The organism is Nostoc sp., assembly GCF_036919555.1.
In the GTDB taxonomy this organism is placed as follows: domain Bacteria; phylum Cyanobacteriota; class Cyanobacteriia; order Cyanobacteriales; family Nostocaceae; genus Nostoc.
Genome location: NZ_JBALCS010000022.1, coordinates 16,729 through 39,565, shown reverse-complemented (window position 1 = coordinate 39,565; position 22,837 = coordinate 16,729). Strand labels below are relative to the sequence as shown.

At 43.0% G+C, this 22,837-nt stretch carries 20 protein-coding genes and 1 pseudogene; 11 read left to right on the top strand and 10 right to left on the bottom strand.

What is annotated here, in order from left to right:
- Positions 1-98: 98 nt before the first annotated feature.
- Positions 99-413 carry a hypothetical protein gene (locus V7K36_RS07845; RefSeq protein WP_335114621.1) on the bottom strand — a complete coding sequence of 105 codons (315 nt, stop codon included), beginning with the start codon at positions 411-413 and terminating at the stop codon, positions 99-101.
- A gap of 115 nt (positions 414-528) precedes the next feature.
- Positions 529-2,505, bottom strand: coding sequence for a heavy metal translocating P-type ATPase (locus V7K36_RS07840; RefSeq protein WP_335114619.1), 1,977 nt, complete (start codon positions 2,503-2,505; stop codon positions 529-531).
- A gap of 249 nt (positions 2,506-2,754) precedes the next feature.
- On the opposite strand from V7K36_RS07840, the gene V7K36_RS07835 reads away from it, so the two are divergent.
- The 8 genes from V7K36_RS07835 (at position 2,755) to V7K36_RS07800 (ending at position 11,769) form a co-directional block, all read left to right on the top strand.
- Positions 2,755-4,092, top strand: coding sequence for an Nramp family divalent metal transporter (locus tag V7K36_RS07835; RefSeq protein WP_335114617.1), 1,338 nt, complete (start codon positions 2,755-2,757; stop codon positions 4,090-4,092).
- Positions 4,093-4,473: 381 nt separating this feature from the next.
- A complete protein-coding gene (locus V7K36_RS07830) occupies positions 4,474-4,857 on the top strand; it encodes a hypothetical protein (RefSeq protein WP_334830586.1) in 384 nt (127 codons plus the stop codon).
- Between the two features lie 711 nt (positions 4,858-5,568).
- A complete protein-coding gene (pipX, locus tag V7K36_RS07825) occupies positions 5,569-5,847 on the top strand; it encodes a transcriptional coactivator PipX (RefSeq protein WP_334830588.1) in 279 nt (92 codons plus the stop codon).
- Entirely contained in the window at positions 5,844-6,512 is a 669-nt protein-coding gene (locus V7K36_RS07820) for a YggS family pyridoxal phosphate-dependent enzyme (protein ID WP_335114615.1), read from the top strand. The genes pipX and V7K36_RS07820 overlap by 4 nt, the downstream gene beginning before the upstream one ends.
- Before the next feature lie 633 nt (positions 6,513-7,145).
- A complete protein-coding gene (locus V7K36_RS07815) occupies positions 7,146-7,745 on the top strand; it encodes a cell division protein SepF (RefSeq protein ID WP_334942664.1) in 600 nt (199 codons plus the stop codon).
- A 314-nt stretch (positions 7,746-8,059) separates the two neighbouring features.
- Positions 8,060-8,878, top strand: a complete 819-nt coding sequence (gene proC / locus V7K36_RS07810; protein WP_334942665.1) for a pyrroline-5-carboxylate reductase — start codon at positions 8,060-8,062, stop codon at positions 8,876-8,878.
- A 10-nt stretch (positions 8,879-8,888) separates the two neighbouring features.
- Positions 8,889-9,065, top strand: a complete 177-nt coding sequence (locus tag V7K36_RS07805) for a hypothetical protein (RefSeq protein WP_335114613.1) — start codon at positions 8,889-8,891, stop codon at positions 9,063-9,065.
- Between the two features lie 28 nt (positions 9,066-9,093).
- Positions 9,094-11,769 carry a DEAD/DEAH box helicase gene (locus V7K36_RS07800; protein ID WP_335114611.1) on the top strand — a complete coding sequence of 892 codons (2,676 nt, stop codon included), beginning with the start codon at positions 9,094-9,096 and terminating at the stop codon, positions 11,767-11,769.
- Between the two features lie 298 nt (positions 11,770-12,067).
- Here V7K36_RS07800 and V7K36_RS07795 read toward each other — a convergent pair.
- A pseudogene (locus V7K36_RS07795) lies at positions 12,068-12,193 on the bottom strand (glycerate kinase); the annotation flags it as partial.
- Between the two features lie 164 nt (positions 12,194-12,357).
- Here V7K36_RS07795 and V7K36_RS07790 point away from each other — a divergent pair.
- Positions 12,358-12,993, top strand: coding sequence for a restriction endonuclease subunit R (locus V7K36_RS07790; RefSeq protein WP_335114609.1), 636 nt, complete (start codon positions 12,358-12,360; stop codon positions 12,991-12,993).
- A 72-nt stretch (positions 12,994-13,065) separates the two neighbouring features.
- Here the strand turns inward: V7K36_RS07790 and V7K36_RS07785 are convergent, their stop codons facing one another.
- The 7 genes from V7K36_RS07785 to V7K36_RS07755 all read right to left on the bottom strand — a co-directional run bounded on the left by V7K36_RS07785 (position 13,066) and on the right by V7K36_RS07755 (position 19,019).
- Positions 13,066-13,287 (bottom strand): hypothetical protein, encoded by a 222-nt coding sequence (locus V7K36_RS07785; RefSeq protein WP_335114607.1) that lies wholly within the window; start codon positions 13,285-13,287, stop codon positions 13,066-13,068.
- 1 nt (position 13,288) lies between these two features.
- A complete protein-coding gene (locus V7K36_RS07780; RefSeq protein ID WP_335114605.1) occupies positions 13,289-15,844 on the bottom strand; it encodes a beta strand repeat-containing protein in 2,556 nt (851 codons plus the stop codon).
- 359 nt (positions 15,845-16,203) lie between these two features.
- Entirely contained in the window at positions 16,204-16,479 is a 276-nt protein-coding gene (locus V7K36_RS07775; RefSeq protein ID WP_335114733.1) for a transposase, read from the bottom strand.
- A gap of 38 nt (positions 16,480-16,517) precedes the next feature.
- The gene (locus tag V7K36_RS07770) at positions 16,518-16,757 is read right to left on the bottom strand and encodes a hypothetical protein (protein WP_335114603.1); all 240 of its coding nucleotides are present in this window, start codon (positions 16,755-16,757) and stop codon (positions 16,518-16,520) included.
- 11 nt (positions 16,758-16,768) lie between these two features.
- Positions 16,769-17,263: a helix-turn-helix domain-containing protein gene (locus V7K36_RS07765; RefSeq protein ID WP_335114601.1), complete on the bottom strand. Its 495-nt coding sequence runs from the start codon at positions 17,261-17,263 to the stop codon at positions 16,769-16,771.
- 355 nt (positions 17,264-17,618) lie between these two features.
- Complete coding sequence (locus V7K36_RS07760) at positions 17,619-18,671, bottom strand: glycerate kinase (protein ID WP_335114599.1); 1,053 nt, start codon at positions 18,669-18,671, stop codon at positions 17,619-17,621.
- Between the two features lie 15 nt (positions 18,672-18,686).
- On the bottom strand, positions 18,687-19,019 hold the full coding sequence (locus V7K36_RS07755) for a DUF565 domain-containing protein (RefSeq protein WP_335114597.1): 333 nt from the start codon (positions 19,017-19,019) through the stop codon (positions 18,687-18,689).
- 725 nt (positions 19,020-19,744) lie between these two features.
- Here V7K36_RS07755 and V7K36_RS07750 point away from each other — a divergent pair.
- Both V7K36_RS07750 and V7K36_RS07745 read left to right on the top strand, forming a co-directional pair.
- On the top strand, positions 19,745-20,380 hold the full coding sequence (locus tag V7K36_RS07750) for a hypothetical protein (protein ID WP_335114595.1): 636 nt from the start codon (positions 19,745-19,747) through the stop codon (positions 20,378-20,380).
- Between the two features lie 544 nt (positions 20,381-20,924).
- A complete protein-coding gene (locus V7K36_RS07745) occupies positions 20,925-22,829 on the top strand; it encodes an ArnT family glycosyltransferase (RefSeq protein WP_335114593.1) in 1,905 nt (634 codons plus the stop codon).
- Positions 22,830-22,837: the final 8 nt, after the last annotated feature.

Here is a 22,837-nt window from a genome sequence, read left to right as displayed (position 1 = left end):
TCCCGTTTGATCAGGGTTTTATCCGAAATCTTGTTCAAAAATCAGATATGAGTCCTATACAAGTTGCTGATAACAAATCTCCCTCTTTAACTTTAATGTTAGAACATTAGACATCGCCCCTGATTTAGGTTTACCTGAGTAGCTGCAAAACTACCAATTCCTTCAGCACCCGAAATGGTTTTATCAAAAAGATGGGATGCGCCAAACAGCTTGACTAAATCTTGTTTAGTGGTTGTGCGTGTAATCGGCCCCACTCTTTCCCCAGGAACAATCAAGGTGTCTATTAATGGTTGCAATTTAGTAACAGTAACTGGATGATTGATTTTCTGGAGTAGTGCAAAGGCTGGGTTTGCTGAATAGTTTAGCAGTAAAGCTAAAGTAGCTGTAGCAATGCCTTTGATTGATGAATTCATGGGTTCTATTTGGGGTAGCAGAATATGAGTAAGAAGCGTTAAAGAAATAACTCCTTACTCTTCAATTTTAACTACTACAAATTCCCAATTATGGATTCCCGATTTTAAAATTTTTTTATTTCATTGCTCTAGTTGCATTTAAAATTGCCAGTAAAGCTACTCCAACATCAGCAAAAACAGCTTCCCACATTGTTGCTATACCTAAAATACCCAATCCAATAAATACACCTTTAATTGCTAAAGCAAAGCCAATATTTTGCCAAACAATTTTGCGGGTTTTTCTGGCTATTTGGATTGCTTCTGCCACTTTTAACGGTGCATCTGTCATAATCACAATATCGGCAGTTTCTATTGCTGCATCTGAACCTAAGCCGCCCATTGCCATACCAACATCTGCTCTAGCAATCACTGGCGCATCATTAATGCCATCCCCAACAAAGATAACTTTACCATGCTTGCCGGCGGTGCTGATTAATTTCTCAATGGCATTAATTTTTTCTTCAGGTAATAACTCTGCTTCATAGGTATCTATGCCAAGCTGTTGAGCAATCCGGGAAGCGATCGCTTGATTATCTCCTGTTAACATTACTGTTCTCTCTACACCCATTTGCTTGAGTGTTTGAATAGCAAGTCTTGCATCTTCTTTTAGTTCATCAGCAATGACTATATATCCAGCGTAAATGTCATCCACTGCTAGATGAATAACTGTTCCTTCTACTAGGCAATTATCATGAGCAATCTTCTCTTTATCTAATAGGCGATCGCTTCCCGCTATCACTACCCTATTTTCAACCTTAGCTCTAATTCCATAACCTGCTATCTCTTCATAATCTCTCACCTCAAATTCATCAATTTTTCCACCATATGCCTTGCAGATAGATTGAGCGATGGGATGATTGGAGTGCGATTCTACTTTGGCAGCTAATTGCAGTAATTCTTGTTGATTAAAGCCATTTAATGGTACTACTTTTGCTACTTTAAATACCCCTTTAGTTAACGTTCCAGTTTTATCAAAAACAACTGTATTGACTGCATTTAAAGTATCTAAAAAAGTAGAGCCTTTAACCAAAATACCGCGTTTAGCAGCATTTCCTATACCTCCAAAGTAACCTAATGGAATACTGATAACCAGTCCACACGGACAAGAGATAACTAGTAAAATTAGGGCACGATAAACCCATTCGGAAGTAGTTGCACCAGAAATTAATAAAGGAGGTAATACTGCAACTGCTAGAGACGTAAAAACTACGATTGGCGTGTAATATCGGGCAAATTTAGTAATAAACTTTTCTGTTTCTGCTTTTTTACTTCTAGCATTTTGCACCAAGTCTAAAATCTTAGCAATAGAAGATTCATCAAAGAGTTTTGTTACTCTAATTCTGAGAACACCAATTTTGTTGATCATCCCAGCCAAAACTGTTTCTCCTAGCCTCACTGTTCGCGGCATAGATTCCCCGGTTAATGCAGATGTATCAACTTGCGAATTCCCATCTATAATTTCGCCATCTAAGGGAATCTTTTCTCCAGGCTTTACAACAATAACATCCCCAATGTTTACTTTTTCTGGGGATACTTTCTTGAGTTCTCCCTCTATTTGGATATTGGCATAATCTGGGCGTACTTCCAATAAAGCTTTAATAGAATTACGGGAACGACTAACGGCAATATCTTGGAACAATTCCCCAATTTTGTAAAATAACATGACTCCGACAGCTTCAGGTAATTTATGAATTGCGATCGCCCCTAATGTCGCTACTGCCATCAAAAATGTTTCATCAAATACTCTGCCTTTGAGTATATTGCGCCCAGCAGTTTTTAAAACACTCCATCCACTTAATAAATAGGCAGGGATGAAAAGCAGATATTCACCTATTGAGTAGAATGTATTGTGTAATTGATTTTCAAAAATTACACCAGGCGCATATAAACTTAAAATCACTACCAAAGGCAATACCTCATTTTTGAGATTCAATTCTCCACCGTGATTGTGGCCATGGTTATGATTCTCATCATGAGCATGGTTATGATTCTCGTGATGCTCATGTTCACAGTTGGAACAACCTGAAGATTCTAAATGTACTTTTTGCTTCATTTTATCTGTTGAGGCTAGTAAATTACTTGATATATGAGCCTGTGATCAAATGTAATCAAAAAAAGAAGTTTTTACAAGTTTATAATTTAAGAACGAGAATCTATATCAATACAAAATTAAGGTTGATTGTTGAATCTTTCTACTAATATTTAGTGGATATCAAAATTTGTAATCTGAATATAAGTACCTATTCTTCTCAGTTTTTTTAGAAATTATGACAGAATTATGAAAAATTGAGAGTGTAAACAAATGCCCTTTCCAGAAAAACCCATCAGGAAGCCCAGCCTACCTGAAGTTCACCGCAGCATTAAAATTCCTAACACCAAAAGCATCTGGCGCAAGATGCTGGCTTATGGAGGGCCAGGATATCTCGTATCTGTAGGGTATATGGACCCTGGTAACTGGGCGACTGATTTAGCTGGCGGGGCTAAATTTGGTTATGCGTTGCTAACGGTGATTATGCTTTCCAACTTGATGGCGATTTTAATGCAATCGCTGTGTGTGCGCTTGGGAGTAGCAACGGGGCGAGATTTAGCGCAGGCTTGTCGAGATCACTTCAGTCCCCGCGTCAACTTTGGGTTATGGGTACTTTGTGAGATAGCGATCGCAGCTTGTGACTTAGCGGAAGTTTTGGGAAGTGCGATCGCGCTGCAACTGCTTTTTGGCATTCCCCTGAGTTGGGGGGTGTGTATAACAGCCCTAGATGTATTTGTATTGTTACTGCTACAAAACAAAGGCTTTCGCTATACAGAAGCTTTGGTAATCTTGTTGGTAGCAACTGTAGGCATCTGCTTTTCAGCGGAAATCATCTTTTCGCATCCTGATTTGGGAGGAGTTTTATTAGGGTATGTTCCCAAAATAGAAATTGTGCAGAATCCAGAAATGCTCTACATTGCTATTGGCATTTTGGGGGCAACGGTGATGCCACACAACTTGTATCTGCACTCATCAATCGTGCAGACGCGGGATTGGGAATCAACATCCCAAAAGAAATGGGAAGCTATTAAGTTTAGCACAATCGATTGTACAGTTGCTTTATGTTTCGCCTTGTTTATCAACTCAGCAATTTTGATTATTGCTGCTGCCACGTTTCATTTTTCTGGTTATCAGGATGTGGCAGAAATTCAAGATGCTTATAAATTGCTCTCTCCCTTATTGGGTGTGAATGCCGCTAGCGCAATTTTTTGCGTGGCATTACTTGCTTCTGGACAAAGTTCAACCCTTACCGCCACCTTAGCAGGGCAAATTGTCATGGAAGGCTTTTTAAATCTGCGTCTGAAACCTTGGTTACGTAGGTTATTAACTAGATTAATTGCGATTATCCCAGCATTAATTTCAATTATGCTTTTGGGAGAAAAGAGTACAGGTGGCTTACTAATTTTCAGCCAAGTTATTTTGAGTTTACAGCTATCATTTGCCGTAGTGCCGTTGGTGATGTTTACAAGTAATAAACGCTTAATGGGTGAGTTTGTCAATCCTTTGTGGTTGCAGATTTTATCGTGGTTAGTTGCGATTGTTATCGGCAGTTTAAATGCTTGGCTGTTATTGCAAACTATTTCAAGCTGGCTGTTCACGAGTCCTAGCTAGAATGTTTATCACCAGCCACCACAAATACCGATCAACCGTCAGAATACTATGATCAGGGGATGCAAAAGCTTCAATAGGGTAATTTTAACGGAGTGATGTCTGACTCGCTACCGCCACGCGTCTACGCAGACTTTAACCAGGAAAGTAGATCAACTTAATTAAACATAAGACGCTCAGGATATAGAAGCGCACTTCTGGCGAAAAGTCGGGGTTCTGGGTGTTATGTTTATTTATACACATCTAAATTTGCGATCAAACTGTGTAGATATGGAACTTCTTTGGGTAAAAAGTGTCAAGCTAGCTATTGTTAGAGGAAATTCACTTGAAGTTTGAAAGTGAATCGAATACCCTAAACTAGTAGACCATTTTCTCAAGGAATCTATGAACAAAAAAATTATCCTGAATTTGCTTTCCACTTCCTCAATTTTTGTGTCGCTGATGTCTACCCTGGCAGTATTTCATCCTGCCCATGCTAGTAGTAGTATTACTCAGCGATTAATGCACACACAAGACGGTCGTACCTGTATCACTAACCCACATGGTGGAACAGATTTTGTGTGTATTCGAGATTCAGAGAGAAAGCAACCCTATGCCTCATCTACACGTTCCTCAACCATTGTTACATCAGTATCAGATCAGAATATTGCCATGTTGAATTTTACTGACGAGGAAAGCGATGCTGCAATCAAGTTATTTAAATGTGACTGTCCATTGTGTATAAATTCTTTGCGTCAGTTGCGCGGTAGTGGAAACTTGGTGTACTAAGATTGAAGAAGGCTGATAGCGAGTATAACTTATGTTAGATACACGCGATTAATCATGTCTAGAAGATATCCGAAATCAAAAAAGCATTTTTAACTACGTACCACTACTATTATTTGGTCAAATGTAAATTCATTGTTGAGGCGGTTTGTAGCAATATTCCAAACCCCTCAAGTTTATATTGACGAAGAGAACGCACAGACAGACGTTCTTACGCAAAGAAATAATCAATAGAGTATAATTTTTTTCTGTACCCACTCCCACTCTTACTCTCCACTCCCCAGTCAAATTAGCTATTTTGCGCCATTAGGCGACATTTGTGGCAATATAGAAACAAGTTGAAAAGTTCGCTATTGCCATTGGGAACTTCAAAAGGGTGTTTTTCCTTGCCACGCCGAACTTTCGACAAGAGGATCAGGACTATTTTGTGCCTTCTCTCCACAGATTGATAAATTGAAGTCACCAAAGTAGATGGTGATGTTTATCAACCAGCCTCTACTCTCTCAATCTACGCTTCGCGGCTTCTGTTGTACCATTTCGCCTCACTACCACTAGCTTCATCTGCCCATTAGAAACTAGATCAAGGTCTTCATAACCGCAGTTTTGTATTTTAAGCAAATATTCTGGCGAAAGGAAGTTATTATCGTCTGAATGTTTGGAATTCACTGCGAAAAGATATACATACTCCCACCTTGACTACACCTTGACTCTTAAATGAATCCAGAAAACGCAGAAACTTACATAAACCATCCAACTTGGGGGTTACTCTACAAAATCTCTATGGTTGATGAGAACCAGGATTTGTTTACCACACTTTATGCCCAGCGCTTATTTTTTTTGGTAACAAATGACGTTAAAGGTGTTAAATTCCAGTCTCTAGGACGTACTGAGGCTAGAATGATGTTGGAAAATCGCTTACGTACCCTGCGGCGCAGTGGACAATCTCAGGAGTACGATCAGCTTCAGAGTGTTTTCCAACGCACCTTCCAATGAGCAGTTCGATTTCCGAACGTATTGTTTCCATTCGCTCCTCACTGCCAACTTCAGTCCGATTGATTGCTGTTAGCAAGCAAGTTTCTGCCCAGGCCATTCGGTCTGCATACTCCGCAGGGATTCGTGATTTTGGGGAGAGTCGTATCCAAGAAGCCGCCAATAAACAAGCCGAGTTGCAAGACTTACCGGATATTACCTGGCACTTTATTGGACATTTGCAAGGCAATAAAGCCAAAAAAGCCATCGAACAATTCCATTGGATTCACTCCGTCGATAATTTGAAGCTGGCACAGCGTTTAGATGAATTGGCGCAACAGCTAGGAGTGAGTCCCCAGGTTTGCCTGCAAGTGAAAATTCTCCCAGATCCTAACAAGTCTGGTTGGAGTGTACCAGAACTGTTGGCTGATTTACCCACACTCAATCAATACAAAAATTTACAAATTCAAGGTTTGATGACAATTCCCCCTTCAGGATTAAATGATTCCGAAATTTTAAGTGTGTTTAATCTCAATCGTGAACTGGCAAAAGAAATCCAGGAGCAAAACTGGTCGGAGATTAAAATGCAGCAGCTGTCTATGGGTATGTCAAACGACTATGAACTGGCAGTGCAAGCAGGCGCAACGATGGTACGATTAGGAACCATATTGTTTGGCGATCGCTCTTAGGGATTTCCAACAAATAAATTATCCAATCTTGTGGGGTGGGCAGCGTTCGACTGAGCGCTGCCCACCCCACAAGAAGTAGTTGAGTATTTTTTTATTTGGAAGTCCGTTAGAGGATGTTTGTCAAGTCTAATTTATGACTCGCCAGACGACTAGAAGGCAAACGTGGGTTAGCAAGCCCTTGATTTTGCATGAGTCCAGGTCGGTGGACGAGAGCTTGTGTAGTAGCGAATTATATTTGCCCAATATTTATTAAAAGATCGCTCTTAGCCTATTGTTCATCAACCTTGCAGGTCAGTATTAATAGAAGCTGAGAGTTTGATCACAAGAATTTTGTCACAGACTGGTGCAATTGGAAACAAAGGATATAGTATTGACAAGAGTAATCGCCAAGGGAAAATGGGGTATAAAGAACTTTCCTTCGGACAAACCTTAGGATATAATCTTGGCTCCTTATTATGTTTAGGCGATGCACAGACCTTTCCAATAAGTGTCAGTTCATCGCCAAAACCCGTAGTATAGGCTACAAATAGCAATAGATTTGCTGAAGTATCCACCGATGTAGCGATCGCTCCTACTCAATCAATCTTAAGCCAAGTCAATGCAGGCTATTCGCATCAGGAGAGTACAGAGACAATGAACAATATCTTTTCCAAACTCAGAGACTTTGTGGGTCTAAATGAGCAAGTGGAATATGAGTATTACGAAGAAGAACCAGAAACAGATAATAATTACCAAAATCTGTATCAGCAAGAAAATCCCCAACCAGCAGCACAAGAGAGCGCAACCGCTCAAAATCGACGCTGGCGGGAACCAGTGCCTACAATGGGAGATGATATAGCAGCAGGTTCAAAGCCAATGGGGAATGTGATTGGTATGCCAGGAGCAATTAACGGAATTTCGGAAGTTTTAGTACTCGAACCACGCACCTTTGAAGAAATGCCCCAGGCAATTCAAGCGTTGCGAGAACGCAAGTCAGTAGTATTAAATCTGACAATCATGGACCCAGATCAAGCTCAACGAGCAGTAGATTTTGTTGCGGGTGGTACTTACGCACTAGATGGACATCAAGAGCGCATTGGCGAGAGCATCTTTTTGTTTACGCCAAGCTGTGTCCAAGTTAGTACCCAAGGTGGCGTTCTTCATGAAGTACCACAACCGCCAGCACGTCCCTCTCGTCCGACAGGTTCTTCAAATCAAACCTGGGGTAACGAAACTAACCGGATGGCACAATAACAATTCAAAATTCAAAATTGTTGGTGCAGCATCTCGTAAAAAAGAGAGTTTCAGTCGGGGTTTAAATCCCCGTCTGAAACTAAATCTACGTGTAGACGTTGGCGTTAGTCTCTCCCTTTGGGAGAAGGGTTCTTAAAGTCTTTGAATTTACAATAAAGTTAAATTAGTTGTTAGTCCTTTGTCCTTTGTCATTTGTCCTGGGTTTTGATTTCTACAAGCCGCAGACTCGTGACTCTAGTTATAAGTTATTAGCTCCTTGACATTCTCCCTGACGTAAACGTACAGGGATTCCTATGACGAATGACGAATAATCAATGACTATAAAATTTGGTTTAATTGGTGGCGGGGTAATGGGAGAAGCGCTCTTATCCCGCCTTATTGCGCGTGGAATTTATCAATCCTCAGAAGTCATAGTTAGCGAACCGCTATCTTCACGCCTAGATTTTTTAAAACAGCAATATGATGTTGCTGTGACGACAGATAATAGCCAGGTTTTCACCCAAGCAAAAGAAGTTGTCTTTTTGGCAGTGAAACCGCAGGTATTTAGCGCGATCGCTCAAGAACTAGCAGATATTGATATTCTGAATACAGAACACTCACCCCTGATCATTTCCATCTTGGCGGGTGTACCTTTAAGTCAGCTAGAAGCTGCATTTGTGCAATTGCCAGTGATTAGAGCAATGCCCAACACCCCAGCAATTGTGGGAGCAGGAATTACCGCGATTTGTTCAGGTGCATACACCAGCCCCAAGCACCACGAAATAGCACAGCAAGTTTTTTCTGCTGTAGGCGAAGTAGTGGAAGTGTCAGAAGCGCTGATGGATGCAGTCACAGGGCTATCTGGTAGCGGACCAGCTTACGTGGCGCTGTTGGTAGAAGCACTTGCTGATGGCGGAGTAGCCGCAGGTTTACCTAGAGCAATTGCCAATCAACTAGCCTTGGAAACCGTACTGGGAACAGCGAAACTGTTGCAGGAAACCAAACTGCACCCAGCAGAACTCAAAGATCGTGTTACCAGTCCCGGCGGTACAACCATTGCGGGGATTGCCAAACTAGAACAGGCAGGATTTCGTTCCGCTTTAATTGAAGCAGTCAAAGCTGCCACAGAGCGATCGCAAGAACTGGGAAAATAAGAAATGGGGCATGGGACATAGCGCATGGGAAATGAAGACTCAGGAAGAGTTTTTCAATACCCAATGTCCAATCCTCAATGCCCAATGCCCAATCCTCAATGCCCAATCCCCAATCTCCAATGCCCAATCCCCAATCCCCAATCCCCAATCCCCAATTACGAAGTTGACAAAAGACTCGTTAGTATAGTAAACAATCTGGTTGCAAATGTGATTGAGTGAATTATCCTGCACCGTCTCCAGAACTTGACTTAGGGACTATATTTCCCTTTGAACTGGATCAGTTTCAAAAAGAAGCGATCGCGTCCCTAAACGCCGGACGCTCGGTAGTCGTTTGTGCGCCCACAGGTTCGGGCAAAACATTAGTCGGGGAATATGCTATTTATCGCGCCCTAGTGCGAGGAAAACGCGTATTTTACACGACTCCCCTGAAGGCGCTGTCGAATCAAAAATTACGTGACTTTCGAGAAAAATTTGGGTTTGATCAAGTCGGACTGTTAACTGGAGATGCTTCCATTAACAGGGACGCACCGATTTTGGTGATGACCACCGAAATTTTCCGAAATATGCTCTATGGCACACCCATTGGGCAAGTCGGCATCTCATTAGTAGACGTTGAAGCGGTGATACTTGATGAGTGCCACTACATGAACGATCGCCAGCGCGGTACAGTTTGGGAAGAATCAATCATCTATTGTCCCCGTGAAGTGCAACTAGCAGCCCTTTCAGCAACCGTTGCCAATAGCGATCAACTCACTGACTGGCTAAATCGGGTTCACGGCCCAACTGACCTGATTTACTCCGATTTTCGTCCAGTCCCCTTGGAATTTCACTTTTGCAATCCCAAAGGGTTATTTCCCCTGCTGAATGATAGCAAAACTAAAATTAACCCCCGCCTTCAGAAAAAGAAGGGGAGAGGGGGAGAAAGGGAGAAGGGGAGAAGTGGAAGACCTGAGGCTCCTGGCATAATTTTTACCCTCAGCCAGTTAGAGCAACGGGATATGTTACCAGCGATTTACTTTATCTTCAGTCGCCGGGGATGTGATAAAGCAGTGGCGGAAGTAGGTGATTTATGGCTGGTAAATAGTGAAGAGTCCCAAATTTTACGGGAACAGATTGATGACTTTTTAGCGCGCAATCCCGATGCCGGACGTTCTGGACAAATTGCACCCCTGTACCGGGGAATTGCTGCCCACCACGCCGGAATTTTGCCTGCTTGGAAAGCACTGGTAGAAGAACTATTTCAGCAAGGGCTGATTAAAGTCGTATTCGCCACCGAGACACTGGCGGCGGGAATTAATATGCCCGCCCGGACAACGGTAATTTCTACCCTTTCCAAGCGTACCGACACTGGACACCGCCTGTTGAACGCTTCGGAATTCTTGCAAATGGCAGGACGGGCAGGCCGTCGGGGGATGGATAAACAAGGTCATGTGGTGACAGTCCAAACTCCCTTTGAAGGAGCCAAAGAAGCGGCGTATTTGGGAACATCCAAGCCTGATCCCCTTGTAAGCCAGTTTACGCCCAGTTATGGCATGGTACTCAATTTGCTGCAAACCCATACCCTAGAGCAAACCAGGGAACTGATAGAGCGCAGTTTTGGGCAGTACATGGCCACCTTGCATTTAAGACCAGAATACGATGAGATTGCCGAACTGCAAACACAATTAGCTCAACTTCATGAGCAAATCGTCGCAGTTGATGAAAATGAACTGGCTGTTTATGAGAAATTGCGGCAACGCCTGAAAGTGGAACGCCAGATATTGAAAACCCTGCAAGAGCAAGCACAGTCAGACCGACAAGAAGAATTGGGGATGATGTTGGACTTTGCAGTGTCAGGAACTCTGTTGAGTCTCAAGGGCAAAAATATCACAGTGTCTTCACCCGTAACCGCAGTGTTAGTGGGAAAATCGCCAGGTTCTGGTCAAGCTCCTTACTTGGTATGCTTGGGACATGATAATCGCTGGTATGTAGCAACGACAGGGGATGTAGTCGATTTGTATGCCGAACTCCCACGAGTTGAGGTGCCGCCCGATGTACTACCACCGCCAGAGATGCCTTTGAAACCAGGACAGTCGCGCCGTGGCAATGAAGAAACATTTGCGATCGCTGGACGTATTCCTGATCCGATAGAATCTTTGCATCTGGCACCAGAAGTAGCAGAACAACTCAGTCGCACTACCGCCGTCCAAGAGCAATTAGAAGCTCATCCCCTACATGAATCAGGCAATGCTGCAACGCTTTTCAAGCGCCGGGCCCGCTATGTCGAACTAGAAGCCGAACTTGAACATTTGCAAGGGCAAGTAGAGCAACAGTCACAACGTCATTGGGAAGAGTTTCTGAATTTAATCTCAATTCTGCAACACTTTGGCGGTTTGGATAACTTAGTACCGACAGTATTAGGGCGAATCGCTGCCGCCATTCGAGGTGAGAATGAATTGTGGCTGGGTTTAGTATTTGCTAGTGGTGAATTGGGCAATTTAGATCCGCAGCATTTAGCAGCAGCAGCAGCAGCTTTGGTGATGGAAACGCCTCGTCCAGATAGCAAGGTTAACTTTGACCTCAGTAATGAAGTGACAGAAGCCTTGAAAAAATTGCAGGGAATTCGCCGCCAAATGTTCCAACTACAACGGCGTTATAACGTAGCTTTGCCTATATGGTTGGAGTTTGAGTTAATTGCGATCGTAGAACAATGGGCGCTAGGAATGGAGTGGACACAACTCTGCGAGAACACCACCTTGGATGAAGGCGATGTGGTGAGAATTTTACGGCGGACGTTGGATTTATTATCGCAAATACCCCACGTTCCCCATTTGCCAGACTCTTTCCAACGCAATGCCTATCGGGCGATGCAGTTGATTGATAGATTCCCTGTGAATGAGGTAGTTGAATGAATAGAAACTCTTACGCGCTTACACGGGGACGCACAGAGAGTATTTGATTTCTGCCCTACGCCACTCGTGACTTCCAGTCATGAGTTATTAGCTCACGCCAACGAGTTCTCTAAAGGAGTACGTTTGTGTAGGGGACTTCCAAGAAATAAATTATCCAATTTCACTTAAATCTTAACGATTTTCTCTCCCCCAGCTAAGAGCTCCCTGCCCCCTGCCCTAAAAGCGATGGGATATTTTTTTATTTGGAAGTCCCTAGTAGGGAATTCTATTTGCCCAATACTTTTAAAACAATTACGAATTACGAATTAATCCGATCGCAATACACTTCACCAAAACTATGATCAGCATGAATTTCAATCATCATATCAACCACTATTGCATCTTTCGCCAACGGCTTGATGAATAATTCTGGATGAAGCGCTCGCCCTTCTAAAAAGCTGCGACTATAATTTTGCTGTAGGTTAATATTTGATTAAATGACAAATCTTTTTCGTTGTAGCCTAACGAAGCTGGTCAGTCAACCAAGGGTTAAGATAGGTTTTATATAGGGAATTTGGATTGGGTTGCACCTTAATCAAGCAAAAATATATGACAATTCTCAACGCTCGTAATTTATCCTTAGAAGAAGTTCAGCGTCTGTTTGGCTTTCAAGAACAATACAGGGACTCATTTTCTAACTACTTATCTCTAGAACCTCTCCTCGAAGTCGAACAACAAGAACTTCTGCAAATTAGAAATGACTTTCGACGCTACCTTACAGCAGGCAAAGTTTCTGAAGGTCAAGTAAAGTTTCTTGCAGTTGCGCCTTTATTAAGATTAGCTGGTTTTTATCGCTATCCTATCGAGATTGTTTTGGAGGAGAATATTGCTGATATTGAAGTTGAAGATGAAGATATCAAAATTAAAGGAAGATTTGATATTTTAGCTATTAGTAAAGCTAAACATACAAAACCTAAAATATATTTCTGGGTACTGTTAATTGAATCTAAAAATAGTCAGATTGATATATCAACAGGTTTACCTCAGTTACTCACATACGCTTATAAAAATTTAGATAATCAAAAATCAGTTTGGGGATTAACGACTAATGGTAGAAGTTATCAGCTTGTTTATATTGAACAAGGAAATCCGCCTATTTATTATCTGTTGCCAGAATTAAATTTAATGGAAAGAGAGCGTTCAAGTCAGTTGCTACAAGTTTTAAAAGCAATTTGTCAGCTTTAGAGCAATACGCTTGGAGTTGGGGGTTAGGTCTGTATTGGACTCAACTGCAAACTGCTATAAATACTCATTAGCTTAGTAAAGGATTCGTTTCAAAGCTCCCGCCAAGGCATTTGCTGCTTCCGCCAAGGCGTTTGTTGTTTCCGCCAAGGCATTTGCTATTTCCGCCAAGACGTTTGCTGTTTCCGCGAAGGCGTTTGCTATTTCCGCCAAGACGTTTGCTATTTCCGCCAAGACGTTTGCTATTTCCGCCAAGACGTTTGCTGTTTCCAGCTTGGAATTCGGTATTTTAGACAAACTACGCTTGCAGCACAAAATCACATGCGGTGAGAGTCGGCGCACCAGTTAGAGTTGCAAATAGACCACCGCTACCAAAACCCGCGGCATCGCCGTTTTCGTTGTAGAACAATTGCCCACTCACACCGTCGTAGACAATTTTCGCTGTGCTAGTCTCTGGTGAATTCGTGACTTGAAAATCACTCAAGTTATTAAAACCTGTTCCCGCACCAGAGGTAATTGCACTAAAAGTAGTCTTATCTAGTACAATCTTGTCACCTTGGCAACAGTTGAAGTCGCTAATGGTATCTACACCAACAGCAGTCAGGTCAAAAGCAGCATCGGTGTTGTAAAGGAATCTGTCAGCACCTATACCACCAACGAGAATATCATTGCCGACACCACCCACAAGAGTATCATTACCTTCTCCACCGATGAGAATATCATCGCCACTACCGCCCCGCAACAGGTCATTGCCACTTAAGCCATTAATGATGTCATTACCCCCTTGACCATTAATCACATCATTAGAGTTGTCAAAACCGACAATATTATTGTTTAAGTCATTCAGGAAAGTGACAGTGTTTTTATTGAAAATGCGCGTTTGAGTCGAATTGGCATTAATCACATCAAAGCTGTCGGCAATCCTGGTTTGCCCATCAAATAGGATATTACCAATTGCTTCTCGTGAAGAATTTGCTGGTAGATTATCCAGATTTTCTAAGAGGAAGTTTTGCAGAGTTACTTTGGTGGATGCCACATTTTCAAAGGTGACTTCTAAGTTGTTACCATTTTCAGTGAGTTGCAGATTTTGGGCAGTCAAGCCGTTACCTGTAAATTGCAGTGTATCAACATTGTTAATTACTGCTGCTTTGAGAGTCACAGCCTCTAATGGATTTGAGCCTTTACCTACGCCAGCAAAATCGGTGATAATGTCATTGCCATCGCCTGGACGAATAATAAACTTATCTTGACCACCGTTGCCTGTCAGGGTATCATTACCAGCTTTGCCGTCGATTATGTTGTTTCCACTTGTACGTACAAGAGTATCTGTACCAGCAGTTCCCGTCAGGTTATTGGTGCTGCCCCTACCGATATTTTTCCCCCCAAATACCACGTAGCTCTGCCCCGACGGGGACGAGTCGCCGTTGAGGTAGACATTAGGTGCCCCGATAATCAGGTCAGCGATGCCGTCACCGTTGACATCTCCGGCACTGCTGACAGGAAAACCTGAACCGGAACCCACGATGCCGTTGATGGCGAAGCCATTAGCGCCGTTGAGGTTCAAAAGGTTGAAAGTCGGGCTAAAGCCTGTGCTCTTGCCAAATACCACGTAGCTCTGCCCTGAATCATAACCGTTGGGGTCGGCATTTGGTGTCCCGATAATCAGGTCAGTGATGCCGTCTGAGTTGACATCTCCCGCACTGCTGACAGAAATGCCTGAGTTGTCACCTGACTTGATGCCGTTGATAGCGAAGCCGTTAGCGCCGTTGAGGTCTAAAAGGTTGAAAGTGGGGCTAAAGCCTGTGCTCCTGCCAAATACCACGTAGCTCTGCCCTGAATCATAGCCGTTGGGGTCGGCACCAGATGCCCCGATAATCAGGTCAGCGATGCCGTCACCGTTGACATCTCCGGCACTGCTGACAGATTCACCTGAGTAGTCCTCTTTCTTGATGCCGTTGATGGCGAAGCCGTTAGCGCCGTTGAGGTCTAAAAGGTTGAAAGTGGGGCTAAAGCCTGTGCTCTTGCCAAATACCACGTAGCTCCGCCCTGACTGGAAGCCGTTGGGAGAGGCACCAGATGCCCCGATAATCAGGTCAGTGATGCCATCGTCGTTGACATCTCCGGCACTGCTGACAGATTCACCTGAACCGTCACCCGCGATGCCGTTAATGGCGAAGCCGTTAGCGCCGTTGAGGTCTGAGAGATTGAGAGTGGGGCTAAAGCCTGTGCTCTTGCCAAATACCACGTAGCTCCGCCCAGAATAATCGCCATTCGGGTCGAAACCATATCCCCCGATAATCAGGTCAGCGATGCCATCACCATTGACATCTCCGGCACTGCTGACAGAATAACTTGAATTCTTACCCGCGATGCCGTTGATAGTGAAGCCGTTTGCGCCGTTGAGGTCTGAGAGATTGAGAGTGGGGCTAAAGCCTGTGCTCTTGCCAAATACCACGTAGCTCTGCCCTGAGCGGTAGCTGTTGGGAGAGGCACCATATGCCCCGATAATCAGGTCAGTGATGCCATCGTCGTTGACATCTCCGGCACTGCTGACAGAAATGCCTAAGTTGTCACCCGCGATGCCGTTGATAGTGAAACCGTTAGCGCCGTTGAGGCTAGAAAGGTTGAAAGTGGGGCTAAAGCCTGTTCTCTTGCCAAATACCACGTAGCTCCGCCCTGACTGGAAGCCGTTGGGAGAGGCATCGGGTGCCCCGATAATCAGGTCAGTGATGCCATCGTCGTTGACATCTCCGGCACTGCTGACAGATTCACCTGAAGCGTCACCCGCGATGCCGTTGATAGTGAAACCGTTACTGCCGTTGAGGTCAGAGAGATTTAATGATGAATAAACCATGATTTTCTCCTGTGTTTGTAGTGATTGAGTAGGTAGGCGTAATTAAATATAAGATCAAACCTCACCCTCAATCCTTCTCCTTAGTAAGGAGAGGGAAGCCGGAGTTCGGAGAGGGAAGCCGGAGGCAGGGTGAGGTTTTATATTTAATTTGACCCACTTATCCCTCTTCTGTCACTTTCCGGGAGGGCGATCGCTAGAAGCCTCATGAGGCAATCAATACAAGCTATACTATTAGAAAAAAATTGGTCTTGTATTTGTTATTAGAAAATAATCGCGCGATCGCTTCATATACAAAAGCTCTAGAATTCAGAAATGGCAAAAGTTTTCGGAGAGTGACAGAAGAGGGTTATACCAATTCTTTATGAAGCTGGGCTAAATAAAGCTTCAAGAATAAAGTCGTAAGAGGTGAGAGAAACAATTGCTTCTGGTGTAATAGTTTCTAGCGCCTCAGCTAATTTCTGACGCAGTTGAGCAAGGGTTTTACAATTCTGCCATCGTAGTTTGCTCTTCAGAAACTCCCAAAACCTCTCAATTGGGTTCAATTCTGGAGAGTGGGGTGGTTGGAAAATCGGTATAATATTTTCTGGACAATCAAGGGTTTTAATTCTGTGAAATGAACCTTGGTCAAATTGGATAACTGCAACGTCCTCGCCAAGTTCTGCCGACAGCAGCTCTAAAAACCTCTGAAAACTGTTTCCCCGTCAAGATGAGAAAACTCGTAGAAAAAACTGTATCCGCTTAAAGGTTCAACAACACCATACAAGTAAAAATTATCACGTTGCCACTGACTTAAACCTATAGGTTTTACACCGGGAGTGGTAATTAAACGTCCCGCAATAGTCTTTAATCCCAGGCGGGTTTCGTCTTGGCACATATATCTGAGTCGTTTACCCTCTCCAAATTCTTCTTGCAAGAATTTGAGTGCTAAAGGGAGTTTTTTTGAAAGTGAGACTGACTTTCCGGATGTTGTTTCCGACTTTTGGGACGAGGAACTTTTAGTTTGACACCTAAAGAATAGCGTACAAGCTGATAAACCGTTTTGTAGGCGATCCTTAGTCCCAGTTCGTTCTCCAGCCATTGTTGAATCTGATTGTAGCTGTGAAATCCTTGTGGTTCCTCCAATCGCTGTTTCAACCGTTCCAAGTTTTCTCCACTAACTATAGATTTTTTACCAGGCGCATGTTTCACACATAGCAACCCACTTCGTCCCTCGTCTTTATACTTTCTTAACCAACGAGTTATGGTTGCTTCATTTGGTCCTAAACGTTTTGCCATCGCTTGCCGATTTGTGACTTGACCACTTTTAAGCCAGTAGAGCATTTGTAATCGCTCTTTGCTACTTGCCTTTGTCGCATATTTAACGGCTTTTTCCAATTCTTCAAGGCTTTCTTTAATCTCGACTTGCAATCTCAGACCCATCACGTTTAAACCAAACGCACCTTTTTTTTAATTTAGCGCAGCTTCATACAGAAATGGTATTACTTATTCGTCAGCTTTGCTCAATGGAATTCGCGGCTAGACAAACTTGAATTGCCTACGCAAATTCACAAAAAATTCCCGTTTTCAAACCTCTTTCCCGTTTGTAATTCGTAATGACGCTCGCGGACTCACTATAGCGGTTCTCGGTTGAGTCAGGTACAAGAACCCCACCCCCAACCCCCTCCCCGCAAGCGAAGAGGGGGCTATGATATACCTTATTATGATTAGGAAACGCCTCCTTCCTTACGGGACGCTGAGCGAACGTGGGTTAAAAATCTTTAATTTTGTATATGAATTACAAATTAGCCCGATCGCAATACACTTCACCAAAGCTATGATCAGGATGAATCTCAATAACCAAATCAACCACTGTTGCATCTTTTACCAACGGTTTGATGAATAATTCCGGGTGAAGCGATCGCCAAAAATAATTGACAAATTGCTCTATCTCTGAATTGCTCATCCCCGATTTACCCGCAGCAATCATCTGCTTTTCCGCTTGTTTGCGCCACTCCAAAGAACAACGGTAATCGGTTGGATAGAGCAAAATTAAACTGTCTAATCGCTCCCACAGTGGTAGATAATTATGGAGGCGAAGATTAATATCACGGGCAAATGCTCTATCCTCATTTGTGAGAATTGGTGGCGGTGCAGCAACAAATACATCTGGATTAATTGGTCGCACACCCACAAACCAACCTTCAAATAGTACAATATCTACACCTGTAACCATTTCTGGAGTCGTGCGATCGCCAGCGCCTCTGTATGCAGATTTATCAAAGCGGGGAACCATAACAGGACTTTGCAACTGGCGGATTTGATCTAGTACATTTAAGCCTAAATCTACATCGTGGGTTCCTGGAGGTCCTCGCCAAATCAAGCGGGGATCTTGCTGTGTTAAAATCAAGCGATCGCTATAAGTTTTATACAAGTCATCCAAAGATAAACTCAGAGTCCGGTATCCCAACTGATCGAGAATTAAACTGAGAACCTTAGACATTGTGGTTTTCCCAGTACCTTGTCCTCCCAATATTCCCTGAATTAGCGGGCGTCCCAACTGTTGGCGCCCCGATGCTAGTTTGATTCCCAAAGGCAGCCACAAGTCCCACAATGCCTGTAACATTTCCTTGGGTTGTACTTGGAGAGTAGTCTGGCAAAATTGGCTAAAAGCTGGTAGGATAGATTTTAGTAAATGCGATCGCCTTTCTATCACTTCATCAACGTTTTCCGGCGTAATCCCAAAAGCTTTAGCTCTTAACCGATCTGCCAGCGCTGCTGCTCTTGCTTCTTGCTGCCAAGTTTCCCCCACGGCATCCGTTGCCAAAATCCCACCCAGCCACAAATTCATAAATTCCCTATCTCCCTACGATCCCAGCTTAAAGGCTTCGAGAAACAGGCTGTATGTGAAACCAACTTTGAGGAGATTGAGTGAGTCTATTAAGAGCGATCGCTTGGCGAAAAAGCTCTGACTGTAAAATATCCTACTAGTAACTTCCGTCAACACTACTAGAAAACCAGCTACCACAATATCTAATTCTGCCCGTTGACCAGCTGTAGTGGAAACTGCGTTTCCCAGAAAGAAACCGAATAAAAAACTAATTATCAGCAACGATAGTCGCCGCCAAGGATTTAAAAACCATTGCCCTAAGCGTGTAGCAATGGCATCCAACAAGTTATTCAGACGAGTGTTTTGCATCAGATAGACTTCTGGGGAAAAGTCAAGATATCAGGACTTACGCAAACAATAGCCGCAAAGAAAGATTTTCTCTTTAGGGACAATTCATGAATTGCCCCTACAGCGCGTCTAGTTTTGCGTAAGTCCTAGATATCTTAAAATATTCTCTATATTAAAGAGGATATTGGTTTTAGCCTAAGCTTGTTTGTTAATATTATAGATATAGCAATCCGATTTGACTGGGGAAAAAATTTAAGTATATTTTGGTGTGTTATCGCGTAGCATAACGCAGAAAAGTATTCATTAGGTGCGTTACAGTTTGCTAACGCACCCTACGTGTATTTCAAAAATAAAATATTTTTTTATCCAAATGAATTGGCTGCCTCGGTATCTAAGTTTTCTGTTCCCAGTTAAGAGTTCCCTTTCATTCAAAATGATACTGATAATACATTCGTATCCCTAGTTTGAGGAAAGTCTATATTAGGCTACTTTGTATGATTGTATTTTGGGATAATAGGCTACTATTTGGTCAAGCCCAAGGCTATTTCATTCTCATTTAACCCGCCTCAGAATAAATTCTGAGTCTAATAGCGAAAGTCGTCTAAAGACGACTAATAAAAGGTTATAGTCCGTTTTAACGGACTTTAGCTATTAGCCCGGAACTTTAGTTCTGGGCGGTTTATGTCTAGAACGAAATAGCCCTGAGTCAAGCCTAGACAAAATATTTATTTCTAATAATTATCAATATGAAATCTTCAGTATATCGTAACGCCGGTGTTACAGCTTGTTGCTTGGGATTATTTGTTGCTCTGCTAGGATGCTTTGGAGTGAGCGTATCCTTTGAGTCCACAAACCCAGATACATCTTCACAACTGCCAACTGAAACTCAAGCGTGGGAGACAAGTTCATCCACACCTGTTTCACCTGAAAAAGGTATTTCCGCTAGTCTATCTACTCCAGCAAATACCCCAACCAATCAAGTAGAACATAGCAGCAAAGAGAATACTCATCCTGTCTTAGCAGATCGTGATAAATCAGCTAGCAAAGGCAAGGAGCAAGGGACTTTACGGGTGAGCAATCAAACAAATCAGCCTGTGCGGCTGGCTCTACTGGCGCGAGAGTCGGTAGCAAAAGGCTCTGGTACTAAACAAACTAACTATGATGTACCAGCACATTGGGATTTTGCTCCCCAAGAGGGTAGTGATAAGGGACTGATTCTATCCCTACCTCAGAATAATTTAAAGCTGGAGAAGGGAGATATTTTAGTTGCTTTTGCACAAGATGGTTCCCGTCGTTACTGGGGTCCCTATGTTGTCGGCGAAACTCAATTACCTAAGTGGAATTCCCAAAATAGAGAATGGCAACTAGTGCTGAGTCAATAAATAGTGCTGAGTGCTGAGTGTTGAGTACGGAAGCAATTTTTGTAAGCTGGGCATTAGACCTCTTGCAAAAGTCCTAAACACCGCACCCCCAACCCCTCCCGAAGAGCCTACGGTGTATACACAAGTCCTAAAATCCTTGCCTGGTAAGATACAAGCCTTAATGGGCAAGGTTTTGATTTGATCAAGTTGATTATCAATAGTGTCAGATTATTGATAGAGGCATAACGGAAAATCAAGGATTTTAAAAATAATTTTCCGTTCTTTTCTGTCCATTTGATTGCCAACTAGACTTGTGTATACACGGTAGCCCCGCTCTTCGGGAGGGGAGACAAAGCGTAGCTTTGGCGGGGTGGGGTTCTTATTTTTGATTTATGCAAGAGGTCTATTGTTTACCCTTTGCTCAAATTTTTATTTTTACATCCCTACCCTACAGTTGGTAAGGTGTAGAGTACTGAGTAGAGGAAAATTGTTTAATTTAAAACTCTGAAGAACAAAAGATAGATAACCAACGACTATTGATTAGTGATTGTTGACTATTGACTAAATGACAATGAAATTGAGTGTTAAGCGCACTGTTGATCAGTGGTTCAACAAAATAGCAAAGAATCCAGCCCTTAGTGTAACTGTGTCGATTTTGTGGTTAATGGTGATTGGCTGGGTAGCTTTTGGGTGGAATTTGGGCAACACTGGCTTGGTTGATGAGACAGAGCCACTGTTTGCCGAAGCTTCCCGCCAGATGTTAGTCACAGGTGATTGGATAACCCCATTTTTCGATGGTGAGACTCGTTTCGATAAACCTGCTTTAATTTACTGGTGTCAGGCGATCGCCTATAAAATTATTGGGGTGAATGAGTGGGCAGTACGCCTTCCTTCCGCGATCGCAGCCTTAGGCTTAATTTGTTTAGCTTTTTACACCGTACACTGGTATTTGACTAAACAAGATGAATTAGAGCAAGTTTCACGTCCGACTCGCCGCTACTTAATATCTTTTATCGCCGCAGCGCTCATGGCACTCAATGCCGAAACTATTATTTGGGCGAGAACCGGTGTCTCTGATATGCTGCTCACCGGATGTATGGCATCAGCTTTATTATGTTTCTTTCTAGGGTACGCAGGGAAGGAAGAGAGCAGGGGAGCAGAATTAATCACCAATGCCCAATCCCCAATGCCCCATGCCCTATTCTTAAATAAGTGGTATTTAGCTTTTTATGTGCTGATTGCTGGCGCAATTTTGACTAAAGGCCCAGTGGGAATTGTCTTACCAGGGCTAATTGTTGCCGCCTTTTTGCTTTACGTCGGAAAGTTTCGAGAGGTATTGCGAGAAATGCGCCTCCTCGTAGGTATACTGATAATTATCGGTTTATCAGTGCCCTGGTATGCTTTAGTGATTTGGCGCAATGGCTGGAATTACATTAACTCCTTTTTTGGTTATCACAACCTGGAACGCTTTACAGAAGTAGTTAATGGTCACTCAGCACCTTGGTATTTTTACTTTTTAGTGGTGTTGCTGGGTTTTGCACCATACTCAGTGTATTTACCAGTGTCTATAGTCAGACTAAAGTTTTGGCAGCGATCGCACTGGCGATCCCTTGAACGTTTTCAGCAATTTGGTTTATTTGCCTGGTTCTGGTTTGCTAGCATCTTTGGCTTTTTCACCATTGCTGTCACCAAACTTCCTAGTTACGTCTTGCCTTTAATGCCAGCAGCTGCAATCCTGGTAGCCCTGTTGTGGAGCGACCTGTTACCAAACATGGAGAATGAAAATGACACCGAGAGAGTATTTGATCATCTCCCCGCGTCTTCTTCCATCTCCCCCTTACTCGTCTGGAGTGGTTGGCTGAATGTAGTGTTTTTATCATTTTTGGCGGCAGCACTGTTTAACTTAACCCACATATTAGGTACTGATCCAGCTATAAGTAACTTCCACGAACTAATTCAACAATCTGGTATACCAGTAATAGCGGGCGTAATTTGGCTGGTTTGTGCTGTTTTGGTTGGGGGTTTATTACTGGGTCGCCGATGGAACTACATTATCAGTATTAATTTAATCGGGTTTGTGGCGTTTTTAATTTTTGTTTTAACGCCGGCTTCGTTTTTTATTGATCGAGAACGTCAATTACCCTTAAGGGAGTTGTCTGCGGTCATCCTAGAAGCAAAACAACCAGGTGAAGAATTGATCATGCTTGGCTTCAAAAAGCCTAGTGTAGTCTTTTATAGCCACATCCACGTAAATTATTTAGGATTTCCCCAACAGGCTGTAGATCATATTAAAAACCAGGCTGCTAAGGCACTACAACCTCCCTCACTGCTGCTGTTGGCTGAACAGACAAAGTTTTTACAAATGGGCTTACAGCCAGATGATTACAAGAGTTTATCGACCAAGGGTGCTTATAACTTGGTTCGAGTTCCTTTTAAGAAAAAGAAAAATCAAAAAATAGATATATCATAATTGGGCAT

Bases quoted from the DNA above. Each gene is read 5' to 3' on its own strand.
- pipX (WP_334830588.1), top strand. From the start codon at position 5,569: ATGAATCCAGAAAACGCAGAAACTTACATAAACCATCCAACTTGGGGG.
- V7K36_RS07790 (WP_335114609.1), top strand. From the start codon at position 12,358: ATGACAATTCTCAACGCTCGTAATTTATCCTTAGAAGAAGTTCAGCGT.
- V7K36_RS07760 (WP_335114599.1), bottom strand. From the start codon at position 18,671: ATGAATTTGTGGCTGGGTGGGATTTTGGCAACGGATGCCGTGGGGGAA.
- V7K36_RS07815 (WP_334942664.1), top strand. From the start codon at position 7,146: ATGAACAATATCTTTTCCAAACTCAGAGACTTTGTGGGTCTAAATGAG.
- V7K36_RS07780 (WP_335114605.1), bottom strand. From the start codon at position 15,844: ATGGTTTATTCATCATTAAATCTCTCTGACCTCAACGGCAGTAACGGT.
- proC (WP_334942665.1), top strand. From the start codon at position 8,060: ATGACTATAAAATTTGGTTTAATTGGTGGCGGGGTAATGGGAGAAGCG.
- V7K36_RS07820 (WP_335114615.1), top strand. From the start codon at position 5,844: ATGAGCAGTTCGATTTCCGAACGTATTGTTTCCATTCGCTCCTCACTG.
- V7K36_RS07835 (WP_335114617.1), top strand. From the start codon at position 2,755: ATGCCCTTTCCAGAAAAACCCATCAGGAAGCCCAGCCTACCTGAAGTT.
- V7K36_RS07845 (WP_335114621.1), bottom strand. From the start codon at position 413: ATGAATTCATCAATCAAAGGCATTGCTACAGCTACTTTAGCTTTACTG.
- V7K36_RS07750 (WP_335114595.1), top strand. From the start codon at position 19,745: ATGAAATCTTCAGTATATCGTAACGCCGGTGTTACAGCTTGTTGCTTG.
- V7K36_RS07755 (WP_335114597.1), bottom strand. From the start codon at position 19,019: ATGCAAAACACTCGTCTGAATAACTTGTTGGATGCCATTGCTACACGC.
- V7K36_RS07830 (WP_334830586.1), top strand. From the start codon at position 4,474: ATGAACAAAAAAATTATCCTGAATTTGCTTTCCACTTCCTCAATTTTT.
- V7K36_RS07805 (WP_335114613.1), top strand. From the start codon at position 8,889: ATGGGACATAGCGCATGGGAAATGAAGACTCAGGAAGAGTTTTTCAAT.
- V7K36_RS07745 (WP_335114593.1), top strand. From the start codon at position 20,925: ATGACAATGAAATTGAGTGTTAAGCGCACTGTTGATCAGTGGTTCAAC.
- V7K36_RS07840 (WP_335114619.1), bottom strand. From the start codon at position 2,505: ATGAAGCAAAAAGTACATTTAGAATCTTCAGGTTGTTCCAACTGTGAA.
- V7K36_RS07765 (WP_335114601.1), bottom strand. From the start codon at position 17,263: ATGGGTCTGAGATTGCAAGTCGAGATTAAAGAAAGCCTTGAAGAATTG.